The 14,192-nt window shown below is 67.3% G+C and carries 12 protein-coding genes and 1 pseudogene; 9 read left to right on the top strand and 4 right to left on the bottom strand.

Features of this window, described 5'->3' with window-relative positions:
• Positions 1 to 103 precede the first annotated feature (103 nt).
• Together OB2597_RS13440 and OB2597_RS13435 are read left to right on the top strand one after the other, a co-directional pair.
• Positions 104 to 1,276 (top strand): type III PLP-dependent enzyme, encoded by a 1,173-nt coding sequence (locus OB2597_RS13440; RefSeq protein ID WP_009806127.1) that lies wholly within the window; start codon positions 104 to 106, stop codon positions 1,274 to 1,276.
• Between the two features lie 172 nt (positions 1,277 to 1,448).
• On the top strand, positions 1,449 to 2,114 hold the full coding sequence (locus OB2597_RS13435; protein WP_084658799.1) for a DUF998 domain-containing protein: 666 nt from the start codon (positions 1,449 to 1,451) through the stop codon (positions 2,112 to 2,114).
• Positions 2,115 to 2,150: 36 nt separating this feature from the next.
• On the opposite strand, the gene yghU is transcribed toward OB2597_RS13435, so the two are convergent.
• Complete coding sequence (yghU, locus tag OB2597_RS13430) at positions 2,151 to 3,029, bottom strand: glutathione-dependent disulfide-bond oxidoreductase (RefSeq protein ID WP_009806125.1); 879 nt, start codon at positions 3,027 to 3,029, stop codon at positions 2,151 to 2,153.
• Between the two features lie 121 nt (positions 3,030 to 3,150).
• Here yghU and OB2597_RS13425 point away from each other — a divergent pair, with 121 nt between their 5' ends.
• Positions 3,151 to 3,999, top strand: coding sequence for an urea carboxylase-associated family protein (locus OB2597_RS13425; protein ID WP_009806124.1), 849 nt, complete (start codon positions 3,151 to 3,153; stop codon positions 3,997 to 3,999).
• An 83-nt stretch (positions 4,000 to 4,082) separates the two neighbouring features.
• On the top strand, positions 4,083 to 5,489 hold the full coding sequence (gene creD / locus OB2597_RS13420) for a cell envelope integrity protein CreD (RefSeq protein ID WP_009806123.1): 1,407 nt from the start codon (positions 4,083 to 4,085) through the stop codon (positions 5,487 to 5,489).
• A gap of 127 nt (positions 5,490 to 5,616) precedes the next feature.
• On the opposite strand, the gene deoD is transcribed toward creD, so the two are convergent.
• The 3 genes from deoD to ccrA all read right to left on the bottom strand — a co-directional run bounded on the left by deoD (position 5,617) and on the right by ccrA (position 8,184).
• Positions 5,617 to 6,321, bottom strand: coding sequence for a purine-nucleoside phosphorylase (deoD, locus tag OB2597_RS13415; protein WP_009806122.1), 705 nt, complete (start codon positions 6,319 to 6,321; stop codon positions 5,617 to 5,619).
• A 66-nt stretch (positions 6,322 to 6,387) separates the two neighbouring features.
• Entirely contained in the window at positions 6,388 to 6,663 is a 276-nt protein-coding gene (locus tag OB2597_RS13410; protein ID WP_148234734.1) for an acylphosphatase, read from the bottom strand.
• A 231-nt stretch (positions 6,664 to 6,894) separates the two neighbouring features.
• Complete coding sequence (gene ccrA, locus OB2597_RS13405) at positions 6,895 to 8,184, bottom strand: crotonyl-CoA carboxylase/reductase (RefSeq protein ID WP_009806120.1); 1,290 nt, start codon at positions 8,182 to 8,184, stop codon at positions 6,895 to 6,897.
• A 296-nt stretch (positions 8,185 to 8,480) separates the two neighbouring features.
• On the opposite strand from ccrA, the pseudogene OB2597_RS13400 reads away from it, so the two are divergent.
• The 5 genes and pseudogenes from OB2597_RS13400 to OB2597_RS13380 form a co-directional block, all read left to right on the top strand.
• A pseudogene (locus tag OB2597_RS13400) lies at positions 8,481 to 10,475 on the top strand (methylmalonyl-CoA mutase family protein); the annotation flags it as partial.
• Positions 10,476 to 10,579: 104 nt separating this feature from the next.
• A complete protein-coding gene (locus tag OB2597_RS13395) occupies positions 10,580 to 11,068 on the top strand; it encodes a GFA family protein (protein ID WP_009806118.1) in 489 nt (162 codons plus the stop codon).
• Between the two features lie 318 nt (positions 11,069 to 11,386).
• Complete coding sequence (locus OB2597_RS13390) at positions 11,387 to 12,928, top strand: ATP-dependent DNA helicase (RefSeq protein WP_009806117.1); 1,542 nt, start codon at positions 11,387 to 11,389, stop codon at positions 12,926 to 12,928.
• Positions 12,925 to 13,644: an SDR family oxidoreductase gene (locus OB2597_RS13385; RefSeq protein WP_009806116.1), complete on the top strand. Its 720-nt coding sequence runs from the start codon at positions 12,925 to 12,927 to the stop codon at positions 13,642 to 13,644. Before OB2597_RS13390 ends, OB2597_RS13385 begins: the two co-directional genes overlap by 4 nt.
• A 6-nt stretch (positions 13,645 to 13,650) precedes the next feature.
• Entirely contained in the window at positions 13,651 to 14,016 is a 366-nt protein-coding gene (locus OB2597_RS13380; protein WP_009806115.1) for a DoxX family protein, read from the top strand.
• Positions 14,017 to 14,192 lie beyond the last annotated feature (176 nt).

The raw sequence follows: 14,192 nt of genomic DNA, 5'->3' as shown, positions 1-14,192 counted from the left end.
TCGATAATCCCTGCGGTTACGTAGCGACGGTAACGTCTCCCTTGGAACTGAGCGGTCTGAGCCGATGGAATTCGGAATGGCCGGGTCTGACTGGAGATGACCAATGAACGCATACGTAGCCGATTTCTCGGCCCGCACCTCTGTACGCCGTGACACCCGTGTCGAAACCTTCCTTCGTCAGACGACGTTCGACCGCCCGACGCTGGTCATCGACGTCGACCGCGTGGAAGAGCAGTACCACGCCCTGAAGGCCGGGCTGGGCCGCGCGCGCATTCATTATGCCGTCAAGGCCAACCCGCAGCGCGAGATCGTCGAGCGTCTGGTCGACCTCGGTTCGGGCTTCGACGCCGCATCGCGCGCCGAGATCGAGCTCTGCCTGTCGCTGGGTGCCCGCCCCGAGAACATCTCGTTCGGGAACACCGTCAAGAAGGTGCGCGACATCGAGTTCGCCTGGGGCGCCGGCGTCACCCTCTTCGCCGCCGACGCGGAGGAAGAGCTGGAAAAGATCGCCGAACATGCGCCGGGTGCAGAGGTCTACATCCGCCTGATCGTCGATGCCTCGGAAGCGGACTGGCCGCTGTCGCGCAAGTTCGGCTGCGCCCGCGACAAGGCGATCATGTTGCTCGACATGGCGCGCGAACTGGGGCTCAGGCCGGTCGGATTCTCGTTCCACGTCGGCTCGCAGACCAAACGTGCCGAGATGTGGACTGCCACGCTCGATCAGGTCGCAGCCGTGTGGGAGGCCGCGAAAGAGGCCGGTCACGAGCTGACCCTGCTGAACATCGGCGGCGGCTTCCCGGCCTATTACGGCGAGGAAATCCAGCGCCCGACGGCCTATGCCGCCCGCGTCATGGAGCTGATCACCGAGCGGTTCGGCGATGTCGCCCACGTGATGGCCGAGCCCGGCCGCGGGCTGGTTGCCGAAGCCGGGGCGATCGCCGCCGAGGTGCTGCTGGTCTCGCGCAAGTCGGAGAACGATCTGCACCGCTGGGTCTATCTCGACATCGGCAAGTTCTCCGGCCTGGCGGAGACCATGGACGAAGCGATCCGCTATCAGTTCCTGACCGAGCGCGACCACGAGGCCACCGGCCCCTGCATCCTCGCCGGCCCGTCCTGCGACAGCGCCGACGTGCTTTACGAAAAGCGCCCGGTGGAACTGCCGCTCGGCCTGCGGTCGGGCGACCGGTTCATCATCCGCAACTGCGGCGCCTATACCTCGACCTATGCCTCGGTCGGGTTCAACGGCTTCCCGCCGCTGGACGTGGTGGTGCTGTGATCGACGCCTGAGCCGCCGCCGGTATCGCGGCGGATCGCATCGGGAAAGGGCGCGGCGTTCGGTCTCCGCGCCCTTTCAACTGTCGTGAACGGGAGCCGGCGTCCATTCGACCCGCTCAAGCGCCGGAACCGGGCCCCGCCGGTGTGGTTGATCCTTAGGCAAGGGGGCTGCAATGAGCAGGACACGGCGTAGACTGACCGATGTGGGAACGGGCGAGCGCCCGGAGCTATTGTTGTTCTGCGGGCTGGTGGGGCTGGCGGGCAGCCTGGCCCCCCTGGTGACAGCGGTCTGGGCGGGCATCGTCGCCGAGCACGACCTGGTCGCCGACACGCTGAGCGACCTGGCCCGGGGTCCGCACAAGATGATCATGGACGTGGGTTTCTACATCCACGCCTCGGCACTGGTCTGCCTGGCCATCGCGGCGGCCCATGCGCATCTGGGCCGCGCCGCATGGTCGGCGGGGATCTTCTGTCTGGCCCTGCTGGCGCTGGTGGTATCGCTGCTCGGGCTCTACGACGATTTCCACAACAGCTGGGAGGCGGCCGACAGCGTGACCGTCCACACGAAGCTCAGCGTGCTTCTGGGGCCGCTCTATCTGGCGGGCCCGCTTCTCATGGCGCCGGGGGCGGCGCGGGCGGGCCCTGTCTATGCCGGGCTCTTCGTCGTCTCGGCAGTGATCTGGATCGTCTTCGCCACGCTCTTCAAGATGGCCCCGACCGGATATGACGGCATCCTCGAGAAAGTGGCGATCGTCGCGACCCTGCTTTGGACCGTGCCCATGTCGCGGCTGATCCTCGCCCGGGGATGGCTGGCGCTTGCGCGCCAGCGCGAGGGATGAGACCGCCGGCCGCAGGGGGCCGGCGATGCCTGTCGGTCACGCCTTGTCGTCGCCGATCTTGTCCTGCGTCCGGGTCTCGAAATCGCTGGCGTCGTGGCGTTCGTGAAGCTGCTGCGAGGGATCGCCGAAGGTCGCGTTCACCATGCGCCCCCGCTTGACCGCCGGGCGGTCGAAGATCGTTTCGGCCCAACGGATGACGTTCTTGTATTCATGCGCCGAGAGGAAGGTCTTGGCTTCTTCGTAAGCGCCCTCGGTCACCATCCGGCCGTACCAGGGCACTGTCACCATGTCCGCGATCGAATATTCGTCTCCGGCCAGGAAGGTCTTGTCCGCCAGTTCCCGGTCCAGCACGTCGAGCTGGCGCTTCACCTCCATGGCGAACCGGTTGATCGGGTATTCCATCTTGAACGGGGCGTAGGCGTAGAAATGGCCGAAGCCGCCGCCCAGGTAGGGGGCCGACCCCTGAAGCCAGAACAGCCAGTTCAGCGCCTCGGTCCGGGCGGCGTGATCCGTGGGCAGAAAGGCCCCGAACTTCTCGGCCAGGTAGAGCAGGATGTTGCCGGATTCGAAGACCCGGATCGGCTCGTCTCCGGAATGGTCGACCATGGCGGGGATCTTGGAATTCGGATTGGCCGCGACAAAGCCCGAGCCGAACTGGTCGCCGTCGCCGATCTTGATGAGCCAGGCATCGTACTCGGCACCGGAATGGCCGGCTTCGAGCAGCTCCTCGAGCATGATGGTGACCTTCTGCCCGTTCGGCGTGGCCAGCGAATAGACCTGGAACGGGTGCTTGCCGACCGGCAGCTCCTTGTCGTGGGTCGCGCCGGCGACGGGGCGGTTGATGCTGGCAAACCGGCCGCCGCTCTCCTGATCCCATGTCCAGACCTCGGGCGGGGTGTATTCCTCTTGCGACATGCGCGTCTCCTGTTTCAGATTTGACGGCACTAGAGCAGGATTGGCGGGGACCCTCAACGCAGAGACCCGAAAACTTCTGTTCGCCATTGCGCAGGGCGGGCAGGAGGGCCAGTCTCGGGGCATGAGACCTCCCGACGACGCGGACACGCGCCGGGCCATCGCGCCCGTCATCTGCTATCCGACCGAAACGCTGCCCCGGCCCGACCTGGCGCTCTATGCCGCTGCGCGCGCGGGGGCGGAGAAGACAGGCGAATGGATCGCGCCCCCGCGCGACGCGGTGGCATTCGAGGTCGCGGCCGGGGAATTCTTCCGCATCACCTGTACCGACGGGCCGCAGGTCGGGGATCTCAACCTCTGGAACCGGCACGACCTGCAGGAGAGGTTCTATTCGGGCAAGACCCGTGCGCTGCATGGCAGCCATCTCGGGATCGGCGACCGGATGTGGAGCGGTTTCCCGCATCTCCGGCCCATGGCGACCGTCGTGGCCGACACGCTGGGGTGGTACGGGACCGACGCCTTCGGCGGGCGGGTGCACGACGTGATCGGCACGCGCTGCGATCCCCATACCCATCACTTGCTCAGCGGCGAGGAGTATCATCACTGCTGCCATTCCAACCTGACCCGGGCGCTGGCCGGCGCCGCCGGCCTCGACGCGGAGACGGCGGCCGGCATGGTGCATGACGTGCTCAACGTCTTCATGTGCACCGGCTTCACGCGGGACACCGGCCAGTACTTCATGAAGGCCAGCCCCGTCCGCCCCGGCGACCATATCGAGTTCTTCTCCGAGATCGACCTGCTGGGGGCGCTCTCCGCCTGTCCCGGCGGGGATTGCGGGGCCGAACATTCCTCGGACGCGGCCGCCTGTCATCCCCTGAAGATCGAGGTCTTCCGCCCGGACCCGAAGGCGCTTGCGGACTGGCAGAGCCCGGAGCGCAACGGCTATTCCGGCGGCCATGGCCTGCCGGGCTGACCGGAACGGCGGGGTATTCCACTGGTGACGGGGCCGGGCGCGAGCTGTAGCCTCACCGGGCGATCCCTTTGAAAGGTGCCCTCATGCGTCGAGGTTTCGGAACCCGGTTTCTCATCGTCGGGATACTCATCCTCCTGATGTTCATCCCGCTCTTCTTCGTCTCGGCGGTGATCGAGGACCGGCACAGCCTGTCGCGCGACACGGTGGCCGAGATCGGGCGCCTCTGGGGCGGGGAACAGACGCTGGCGGGCCCTGTGCTCGAGATCCCCGTCACCGAGGAGGTCGAGCGGGATTTCACCCGCGACCTCGTCGACCCCGAAACCGGAGAGGTTCTTACCGATCCGGAGACCGGCGAGCCGCGGACCGAGACTTTCCGCCAGCGGGTGACGGAACGACGGGCGCCGCTTCATGTCTATCCCGACCGGTTCGATGTCGAGATCGCGACCCAGACCGAGGTCCGGCACCGCGGAATCTTCACCGCGCCGGTCTATCGGGCGCAGGTGGATATCGCCTTCGATTTCCCCATGGCGCAGGTCGCGGCGCTGGACATGGGATCGCAGACCGCCGCCTGGGACCGGGCCCGCATCCGCTTCTTTCTCTCCGGAAACAACGCCCTGCGGCGGGATGCCTCCCTGACCGGGCCCGGGGGCGAAATCGCGCTCGAGCCCAATGGCGACGCCCGGCAGCCGGGGATCGTCGCGGCCCCGGGCGATCCGCGCGGGGGCGGTACCTACAACCTGTCGCTCGGGATCAACGGCGCGGGTCTGCTCCGGGTCACGCCCGTGGGTCGGCAGACCGAGGTCACGATGCGGTCGGACTGGCCGCATCCCAGCTTCCGGGGCGCGTTCCTCCCCGACGAGAGCGAGATCACCGACGCCGGTTTCGCGGCGCACTGGTCGATTCCCCATCTCGCACGGTCGCTGCAGCAGATCAGCCGCAGTCACCCGGGCCCGCGCGACCTCGCCGCGATGAGTTTCGGTGTCAGCTTCTACGAACCCAACGACTTCTACCAGAAGGCCTATCGCGCGGCGCGCTACGGCATCCTCTACATCGCGCTGACCTTCCTGACCGTCCTGCTGATCGATCGCACCCGGGACCGGCCTGTACATCCGGTCCAGTATTTCCTGATCGGCCTGGCGCAATCGACTTTCGTGCTGCTCATGGTGTCCTACGCCGAACAGATCGGCTTTGCCGCGGCCTATGCGCTGTCGGCCGGCGCGGTGACCCTTCTGCTGACCCTGTTCGGCTGGCTGGGCCTGTCGCTCGGCCGGCGGGCGCTGGTGCTGGGCGCGATGCTGGTGCTGGTCTACGCCGTGCTCTACCTGATCCTCCAGAGCGAGGACTATGCGCTTCTGGCCGGCTCCACGCTCGCCTTCGTGGCCATTGCGGCGACGATGTTCGTCACCCGGAACGAGGACTGGTACGGTCCGGAGGGGCGGGGACTGTTCCGGACGAAGACGTCCGGAGCGCCCGCCTCTCCCGAGGGCTGAGAGCGGACCGGGAGAGCCCCGGGGCGGTCCCGAGGGTACCGGGACGCATCCGGCAGGGGACTGTCGATCGAACCGCCCCGAGGAGCCGGCCGGTCGGTCCCGGTCCCGGTCAGGGTGCGCGCCGCGATCAGCCGAAGGCCGCCTCCAGCGCGATCTCCACCATGTCGCCAAAGCTCTTCTCCCGGTCCTCCGCCGGCAGGGCCTCGTGCGTCTTGAGGTGATCCGACACGGTCAGCACCGCCAGCGCCCGGCAGCCGTGGCGCGCGGCCACGGTGTAGAGCTCGGCCGCCTCCATCTCGACCGCGAGGATGCCGTGCCGCTCCATCGCCTCATCGAGGTCGGGGCGTTCGGCATAGAAAACGTCGGCGGAATAGATCCCGCCGGTATGCGTGGTGACGCCGCGCGCCTCGGCCGCTTGGAAGGCGCCGTGCAGCAGGCCGAAATCGGCGGTCGGGGCAAAGTTGACCTCCCTGAAGAACCCCAGCGAGGGCGTCGAGATCGAACTCGCCGACATGGCGAGGATGACGTCGCGGATCTTCACATGGCTCTGCATCGCCCCGCAGGAGCCGATACGGATCAGCGTCCGCGCCCCGTAGTCCCGGATCAGTTCGTTGGCATAGATCGAGAGCGAGGGCATCCCCATCCCCGAGCCCTGGATGGTCACGCGATGCCCCCTCCAGGTGCCGGTGAAGCCCAGCATCCCGCGCACCTCGTTGACCAGCTCGGCACCCTCGAGAAAGGTTTCCGCCGCCCATTTCGCGCGGTAGGGGTCGCCGGGCATCAGCACGGTTTCGGCGATCTGGCCGGGCTCGGCGCCGATATGGATGGTCATCGCGTCTCTCCTTGCAATCCAACGCGACTATCGTGACGCGGCTCGGGAATGTCCACGCCCCGCGATTCAGCGCCTGATCTCGAACCCCGGAAGCGCCGGGTCGTCCGCAGGCGCCGCCTGCACGTCGCGGACCGAGGCCGAGCCGGGGCCGGACCAGCAGGCGGTGATCAGCTGTTCCACCGCCTTGTCCGGCCCCGCCGCGATCGCCTCGACCGATCCGTCCGGCTTGTTGCGAACCCATCCCGTCAGGCCCAGCCGTTGCGCCTCGGACTGTGCCCAGGCACGATAGGCCACGCCCTGGACCCGGCCGGTGATCCGTACATGTTTCGCGATGCTGTGCATGTCCATCTCCCATGCTGCCTCTGAGACGAGGATACAGGCGGAATATAGGCCGAACGGGCACCGCGTCATGTCTTCTTTGGTCCGGAAAATATCCCGGGTGGTGTGGAGGGCAGCGCCCTCCACGGCCCTTGCGGCCCGAGCAAAAAACATCGTGTGCGCCGCAGGCGCTCCAATGGAAAAGGGCCGCCCCAGGGGGCGGCCCGATCCGTCGTCGGCGAAGACCGGGTCAGGTCAGGCCCGGCCGGCCTCGAGAACATCCTCGACCGTGCGCAGCCCCGGGCGCGGGGACTGGACCAGGACCGCCATGTTGCCGGGCTTGTGCTCGTTGCGCATCATCTTCATGTGCGCCTCGGGGATCTCGGCCCAGGGGAAGAGCTCGGACATGCAGGGATCGAGCCGCCGCTCCATCATCAGGCGGTTGGCGCTCGCCGCCTGCTTGAGGTTGGCGAAATGCGAGCCCTGCAGGCGCTTCTGGTGCATCCACATGTAGCGCACGTCGAAGGTGGTGTTGAACCCGCTGGTGCCGGCGCAGATCACCACGATCCCGCCCTTCTTCACCACCAGGGTCGAGACCGGGAAGGTCGCCTCGCCGGGATGTTCGAAGACCATGTCGACGTTCACGCCCTTGCCGGTGATCTCCCAGATCGCCTTGCCGAACTTGCGCGCCTCCTTCAGCCATTCGTTGTATTCGGGGCTGTTCACCGTGGGCAGCTGGCCCCAGCAGTCGAAATCCTTGCGGTTGATCACGCCCTTGGCGCCCTGCGCCATGACGAAGTCGCGCTTGCTCTCGTCCGAGATCACGCCGATCGCATTGGCGCCCGCCGTCGTGGCCAGCTGGATCGCATAGGAGCCGAGGCCGCCCGAGGCCCCCCAGACCAGCACGTTCTGGCCGGGCTTGAGCTCATGCGGGTGGTGGCCGAACAGCATCCGGTAGGCGGTGGCCAGCGTCAGCGTATAGCAGGCCGCCTCTTCCCAGGTCAGGTGCTTGGGGCGTGGCATCAGCTGCTGCGCCTGCACCCGGCAGAACTGGGCGAAGGACCCGTCTCCGGTCTCGTAGCCCCAGATCCGCTGCGTGGGCGAAAACATCGGGTCGCCGCCGTTGCATTCCTCGTCGTCGCCGTCGTCCTGGTTGCAGTGGATCACGACCTCGTCGCCCACCTTCCAGTTCTTCACCTTGTCGCCGACCGCCCAGATGATCCCCGAGGCATCCGACCCGGCGATGTGATAGTCCTGCCCGTGCACGTCGAAGGGCGAGATCGGCTGTCCCAGCCCGGCCCAGACGCCGTTGTAGTTGACGCCCGCCGCCATCACGAGAACCAGCACCTCGTGGCTGTCGATGGCCCAGGTGTCGACGACCTCCTGCTGGAAGCTGTCCTTGGGTTCGCCATGCCGTTCGCGGCGGATCGCCCAGGCGTACATCTGTTTCGGCACGTGGCCGAGCGGCGGCATTTCGCCGATTTCATACAGGTCTTTCTTCGGCGCGTCGTACGCGGCGATGGCGGAGTCGGTATCCAGTGCCATGTGAGCCTCCTGAGTCATCTGTGCCGCAATGCAGAATCGCGGCGGCTGGCCCTTCGAATATCGACCGGCGCGCAACAATGCAATCCCACAGACGTATCATTTGTAATTTTATGACCGAGCGGTTGCAGCAAAACTCCGTCTCCCGGGCGGAAACAGCCGCTTGCGCCGGGAAAACAGGGATCAACAGCGGATTTCCGGCCCTGACCGGCACCGTCAGGCTACGCCGCATTGCAGCGAATTGACATGGCCACTTTCTTTCGGATAACAACGGCCAAGCGCAATATTGTTACCCTGTCGAACCACCCCGACCGCGGAGGCTCGTGATGACCGAGACGCAGAAAGACCGCCCCTGGCTGTTCCGGACCTATTCCGGCCATTCCACGGCCAAGGCGTCGAACGAACTTTACCGGTCCAACCTCAAGAAGGGGCAGACCGGGCTTTCGGTGGCCTTCGACCTGCCGACCCAGACCGGGTATGACAGCGATCACGTGCTGGCCAGGGGCGAGGTCGGCAAGGTCGGCGTGCCGATCAGCCACCTGGGCGACATGCGGACGCTCTTCGACCAGATCCCGCTGGCCGAGATGAACACCTCGATGACAATCAACGCGACGGCGCCGTGGCTGCTGGCGCTCTACATCGCCGTCGCGGAAGAGCAGGGGGCCGATCCCAAGGCGTTGCAGGGCACGGTACAGAACGACCTGATCAAGGAATATCTTTCGCGCGGGACCTATATCTGCCCGCCCGCGCCGTCGCTGCGCATGATCGCGGACGTGGCCGAATATTGCTATCGCGAGGTTCCCAGGTGGAACCCGATGAACGTCTGCTCCTATCACCTGCAGGAGGCCGGCGCGACGCCCGAGCAGGAACTGGCCTATGCGCTGGCCACCGGCATGGCGGTGCTGGACGAGCTCAAACCGCGCGTCCCGGCCGAGGATTTCCCGACCGTCGTAGGCCGAATCTCGTTCTTCGTGAATGCCGGCATCCGCTTCGTGACCGAGATGTGCAAGATGCGGGCCTTCGTCGATCTGTGGGACGAGATCTGCGCCGACCGCTACGGGGTCGAGGACCCGAAATTCCGCCGGTTCCGCTATGGCGTCCAGGTCAATTCGCTGGGCCTGACCGAACAGCAGCCCGAGAACAATGTCTACCGCATCCTGCTCGAGATGCTGGCCGTGACCCTTAGCAAGAAGGCGCGGGCCCGTGCGGTCCAGCTTCCGGCCTGGAACGAGGCGCTCGGGCTGCCGCGGCCCTGGGACCAGCAGTGGTCGCTGAGGATGCAGCAGATCCTGGCCTACGAGACGGACCTTCTGGAATACGGGGATCTTTTCGACGGCAACCCGGCCGTGGATGCGAAGGTCGCCGCGCTCAAGGAGGGCGCGCGGGCGGAGCTGGCGAATCTGGAAAGCATGGGCGGCGCGGTGGCCAGCATCGAATACATGAAGTCGCGGCTGGTGGATTCGAACGCCGAGCGGGTGAACCGGATCGAAACCGACAGGACCGTCGTGGTCGGGGTGAACAAGTGGACCGAGGCCGAGCCCTCGCCGCTGATGGGCGAGGACGGCGGAATCATGACCGTGGATCCGGCGGTCGAGGCCGACCAGATCGACCGGCTCAACGCCTGGCGGGCCGAGCGCGACGAGGCGGCGGTGAAGACCGCCCTGGATGCCCTGCGCGAGGCCGCCGCGATGAACGAGAACATCATGCCGGCCTCGATCGCCGCCGCCAGGGCGGGGGTGACCACCGGCGAATGGGCGGCGCAGATGCGCACCGTCCATGGCGAGTATCGCGGCCCGACCGGGGTTTCGGCCTCTGTGTCCAACAAGACCGAGGGGCTCGACGACATCCGCGACGCGGTGGATGCCGTGTCGGACAGGCTGGGCCGCCGGCTCAAGTTCGTGATCGGCAAGCCCGGGCTCGACGGCCATTCAAACGGCGCCGAACAGATCGCCTTTCGTGCGCGCGACTGCGGGATGGACATCAATTACGACGGTATCCGCCTGACCCCGGATGAGATCGTCACCCGCGCGCAGGACGAAGAGGCGCATGTGGTGGGCCTGTCGATCCTCTCGGGGTCGCACCTGCCGCTGGTCGAGGACGTGATGACCAAGATGCGCGCGGCCGGGCTGGGAGAGATCCCCGTGGTCGTCGGCGGGATCATCCCCGAGGAAGATGCGACGCGCCTGCGGGCCATGGGCGTGGCGCGGGTCTACACGCCCAAGGATTTCCAGCTGAACACCATCATGATGGACGTGGTCGCGCTTGCCGATCCCCAGGACGTCGCGGCGGAATAACCCCTCCGGCCGCCCATCGGGTTTCAGGGGCCGCGAAGACCCATGTCGTTTGCCGCCGTTTTCGTCTAGGATCGTACCGGAGCGGATCCGAAGGGGGGCACGACATGGCGGACGGGCACAGCGGGCGCTGTCTCTGCGGAAAGGTGACCTACGACACGGGCGGCGCGCCTCTCTGGGTGACGGTCTGCTACTGCACGTTCTGCCAGCGTGCGACCGGCGCGGACCGGATGATCGAGCCGATCTTCGAGCGCGCGGATTTCGCCTTCACGGGCTGTGCGCCCGCGGTCTACACGCTGCCCTCGGATGGCAGCGGCAAGGATATCCACGTCCATTTCTGCCCCGACTGCGGCACCAAGCTGGCGCTGACCTTCGCGCGGTGGCCGGACCGGCTGGGCATCTACATCGGCACCCTCGACGATCCGGCCGCGATCCCGGTGACGCCCGACAACAGCAAGCACATCTTCGTGTCCGAAGCCCGTCCCGGCACCCTCCTGCCGGCCGGGTTCAAGACCTACGAACGGCATGCCTCGGAAAATGACGGCACGCCGCTCGAGCCGGTGGTCCATGACGCGCCGCGCGCGACCGGCACCTGACAGCGGGCGGTGGTGTCGGGCCGGTGCGGACTTGCGGCGACGTGGCGCCGTTCCGCGCCGTAGGACCTGTCGGAAACCGGTGCCTGCCTCGCCACCCGAGGGCCGGTCGCTACCGTCCTGCGCTGTCCGCCCGCCGGGCGGTGACAAGGCCCGGGACCGCTGGCCATGGCTCCGGCTCCCCGTGTTGCGGCCACAGGATCCGCGCGGGGGGAAGAACAGATCCCCGTTCCCGGGCGATGCGGTGCAGAGGCCGAACCCCGGGTCAAAGCGGCGGCGACGCGCTGGAACATGCCCCGAAACCGCAGTAGCGTCCGCGCCATGACGCTGCCCGCCGTAACCTATTCGAATGACCAGGCCGAAGCCTTCGACCGGATCGCCGACGCCTTCCGCGACGAGGGGGTCGATCTCGAGGAGGCGACGACCCGCCCGCCCGGCGCGGGCAAGGGGCAGGTGCTGGCCGTCACCGGCAAGGCGGGCTCGGGCAAGACGCTGCTGCTGGCGGCGATCTCGCGGGCGGCGGAAGAGGCCGGGGTGACCCTGGTCTCGGGCGATTACGAGCCCCGCAAGCACCGCGCACGGCGGACGCTGGCGATCCTCGCCCCCACGAACAAGGCAGCCTCGGTCCTGCGGTTGCGCGGGGTGCCGGCGACGACGATCCACCGCATCCTCTATACCCCCGTCTACGACCCCGAATACGAGCGTATCGCCGAATGGCTGGCGGGCGAGGGCGAGAAACCGGTGATCGAGGGGCTGACGGAGTCGGCGCTCGACCGGGCGCTGGCCTTCTACCAGACCAACAGGTCCATCCCCGGCGCGCTCGCGACGGCCGGACTGCGCGGGTCGGATTTCATCACCGGCTGGAAGCGGCGGGACGATCCGCTGGACATCGGGTTGATCGACGAGGCCTCGATGCTCGATGACAAGCAGTTCGACGACCTGCGCGAGATTTTCCCGACCCTGCTGATCTTCGGCGACCCGGCGCAGCTGGCGCCGGTCGGTCAGTCAGGGCGCATGGTATTCGACAGGCTGGCCGCGCCGCAGGTGCTGAACCTGAACCGGATCCACCGGCAGGACGCCGACAACCCGATCCTCGACCTCGCCCATGCCCTGGCCGATCCCCAGCTGGGGTTCGAGGACTTCGAACGGATGATCGAGGACAGGGCGCGGAGCGACGACCGCGTGGTCTGGAGCCAGCGGGTCGAGGTCGACCTGATGGCGCGATCCCCGGTGCTGGTCTGGCGCAACGCCACGCGCATCCGGCTGATCAACGCCTTCCGTTCGGTACACGAGGCGCCCGAGGACGCGCTGCTGCCGGGCGAGCCGCTGGTCTGCGACGGGATCGAACTGCCGCTGAAACATCGCAAGAAACGGCTGGACCTCGAGGCCCGCGGGCTGATCAAGGGGGCCCAGGTGGTCTATCTCGGCCCCGGTTCCAAGCCCGGCTTCTCGCGTCTGCACGTGGTGGGGGCCGAAAATCCGCAGGTGTCGGCCGCCTCGATCGTGAAGATCGAGAAACCGGGCGAGGAAGAGCCCTTCATCCCCTTCGCCGCCCGCATGGGGGCGACCTTCCTGCACGGCGCGGCCGTCACCATCCACAAGGCCCAGGGCTCGCAATGGCGCGATGTCCAGGTCTTCGCCCCTGACCTCTTCGCCGCCGCGCGGGTCGGCCGGATCGAGGCGGGTCAGCCGCTCTGGAAACGGCTGGCCTATGTGGCGATCACCCGCGCCGAGACCCGCCTGCACTGGGTGGTGCGCAACCGGCTGGCCCGCCCGACCGGGCCGCTCTCGACCGACGACCTCCGCGCGGTGGCGGCCGCGCCGCTCGACCTGTCGCTGCCGGCAGCCGAGGAGGAGACATGAAAAGCATATTCATCACCGGCGCCAGCGGCGGCATCGGCCGCGCTACGGCGGACCTCTTCCTTGACGAGGGCTGGACCGTCGGCTGCATGGCGCGGCGGGCGGATGTGCTGGAAGAGGCCTTCGGACACCGGGACAAGGCGCATCTCCTGCCGGGGGACGTCACGGACGAGGCCACGGTCGACAGCGCCATCGCCGAATTCGCGGGGCGGGTCGGCCGGCTCGACGTGCTCTTCAACAACGCGGGCACCTTCGGACGCGCGGACACGATCGACGGGCTGTCGCTGACGGAATGGCGCGAGGTGGTGGACCTGAACCTCACGGGCATGTTCCTGGCGGCGCGCGCGGCGTTCCGGCAGATGCGGTCGCAGGTGCCGCAGGGCGGGCGGATCATCAACAACGGCTCGATCTCGGCGCATGTCCCCCGCCAGGGCTCGATCGCATACACGGCGACGAAACATGCGGTGACCGGCATGACCCGCAGCCTGTCGCTGGACGGTCGGGCCTTCGACATCGCCTGCGGCCAGATCGACATCGGCAATGCCAGAACCGAGCTGCTGCAGGGGATCATCGACGCGAACCCCGATGACCCGCCGCCCTCGATGGACGTGCGCCATGCGGCCGAGGCGGTGCTGCACATGGCCGCACTGCCGGCCGGCGCGAATGTGCAGTTCATGACCGTCATGGCGACCAAGATGCCCTATATCGGACGGGGATAGCCCCCCGTGTCGGATCTTCTGAACCTCGCGGGCCGGGTGTTGATCGCGGTCCTCTTCCTCGGCGGAGCCCTGCAAAAGGCCTCCGATCCGGAGCAGGTGATGCGGATGATCTCCTCGGTCGGGCTGCCGGGATGGCTGGTCTGGCCGGTGGCGGCGTTCAACCTGCTCGCGGCGGTCTGCCTGATCTTCGGTCCCCGCGTGCGGAGCTGGGCGCTGATCTGCGCGGTCTACTGCCTCTGCACCAGCTATTTCCACTACCAGCTGCGGGCCGATCCCTGGCAGGTGACGATCATGGTCAAGAACTGGTCCGTTGCCGGCGGGCTCATGATCCTCGCGGCGCAGGGGCCGGGGCGCTTCCGGCGCTGGCGGTGACCGCCCCTGATCCAGAGGCGCGCCTTCGGCGCATTACATCTTTCAACAGGGGCTCTGCCCCTCGCCGCCGGAGGCCGGGGCCTCCGCCGCCTCACCCCGGGATATTTCCAGGCAAAAAGAAAGAGTTTCTTAACCATCTGCTGCGAAACTGGCGGTGCGGTACAGGCTGGGAAGCC

The sequence above is a fragment of the Pseudooceanicola batsensis HTCC2597 genome (assembly GCF_000152725.1).
Lineage (GTDB): Bacteria > Pseudomonadota > Alphaproteobacteria > Rhodobacterales > Rhodobacteraceae > Pseudooceanicola > Pseudooceanicola batsensis.
The sequence above is the reverse complement of the archived record's forward strand: the minus strand, read 5'-3'. Positions and strand labels throughout refer to the sequence as shown.

Excerpts from the sequence above, each read along its gene's own strand:
- deoD (WP_009806122.1), bottom strand. The coding sequence starts at position 6,321 with ATGACCATCCATATCGGCGCCGAGCCCGGCCAGATCGCCGAAACCGTG.
- OB2597_RS13425 (WP_009806124.1), top strand. The coding sequence starts at position 3,151 with ATGAGACCTCCCGACGACGCGGACACGCGCCGGGCCATCGCGCCCGTC.
- creD (WP_009806123.1), top strand. The coding sequence starts at position 4,083 with ATGCGTCGAGGTTTCGGAACCCGGTTTCTCATCGTCGGGATACTCATC.
- OB2597_RS13395 (WP_009806118.1), top strand. The coding sequence starts at position 10,580 with ATGGCGGACGGGCACAGCGGGCGCTGTCTCTGCGGAAAGGTGACCTAC.
- OB2597_RS13435 (WP_084658799.1), top strand. The coding sequence starts at position 1,449 with ATGAGCAGGACACGGCGTAGACTGACCGATGTGGGAACGGGCGAGCGC.
- OB2597_RS13390 (WP_009806117.1), top strand. The coding sequence starts at position 11,387 with ATGACGCTGCCCGCCGTAACCTATTCGAATGACCAGGCCGAAGCCTTC.
- ccrA (WP_009806120.1), bottom strand. The coding sequence starts at position 8,184 with ATGGCACTGGATACCGACTCCGCCATCGCCGCGTACGACGCGCCGAAG.
- OB2597_RS13385 (WP_009806116.1), top strand. The coding sequence starts at position 12,925 with ATGAAAAGCATATTCATCACCGGCGCCAGCGGCGGCATCGGCCGCGCT.
- OB2597_RS13410 (WP_148234734.1), bottom strand. The coding sequence starts at position 6,663 with ATGCACAGCATCGCGAAACATGTACGGATCACCGGCCGGGTCCAGGGC.
- OB2597_RS13440 (WP_009806127.1), top strand. The coding sequence starts at position 104 with ATGAACGCATACGTAGCCGATTTCTCGGCCCGCACCTCTGTACGCCGT.
- yghU (WP_009806125.1), bottom strand. The coding sequence starts at position 3,029 with ATGTCGCAAGAGGAATACACCCCGCCCGAGGTCTGGACATGGGATCAG.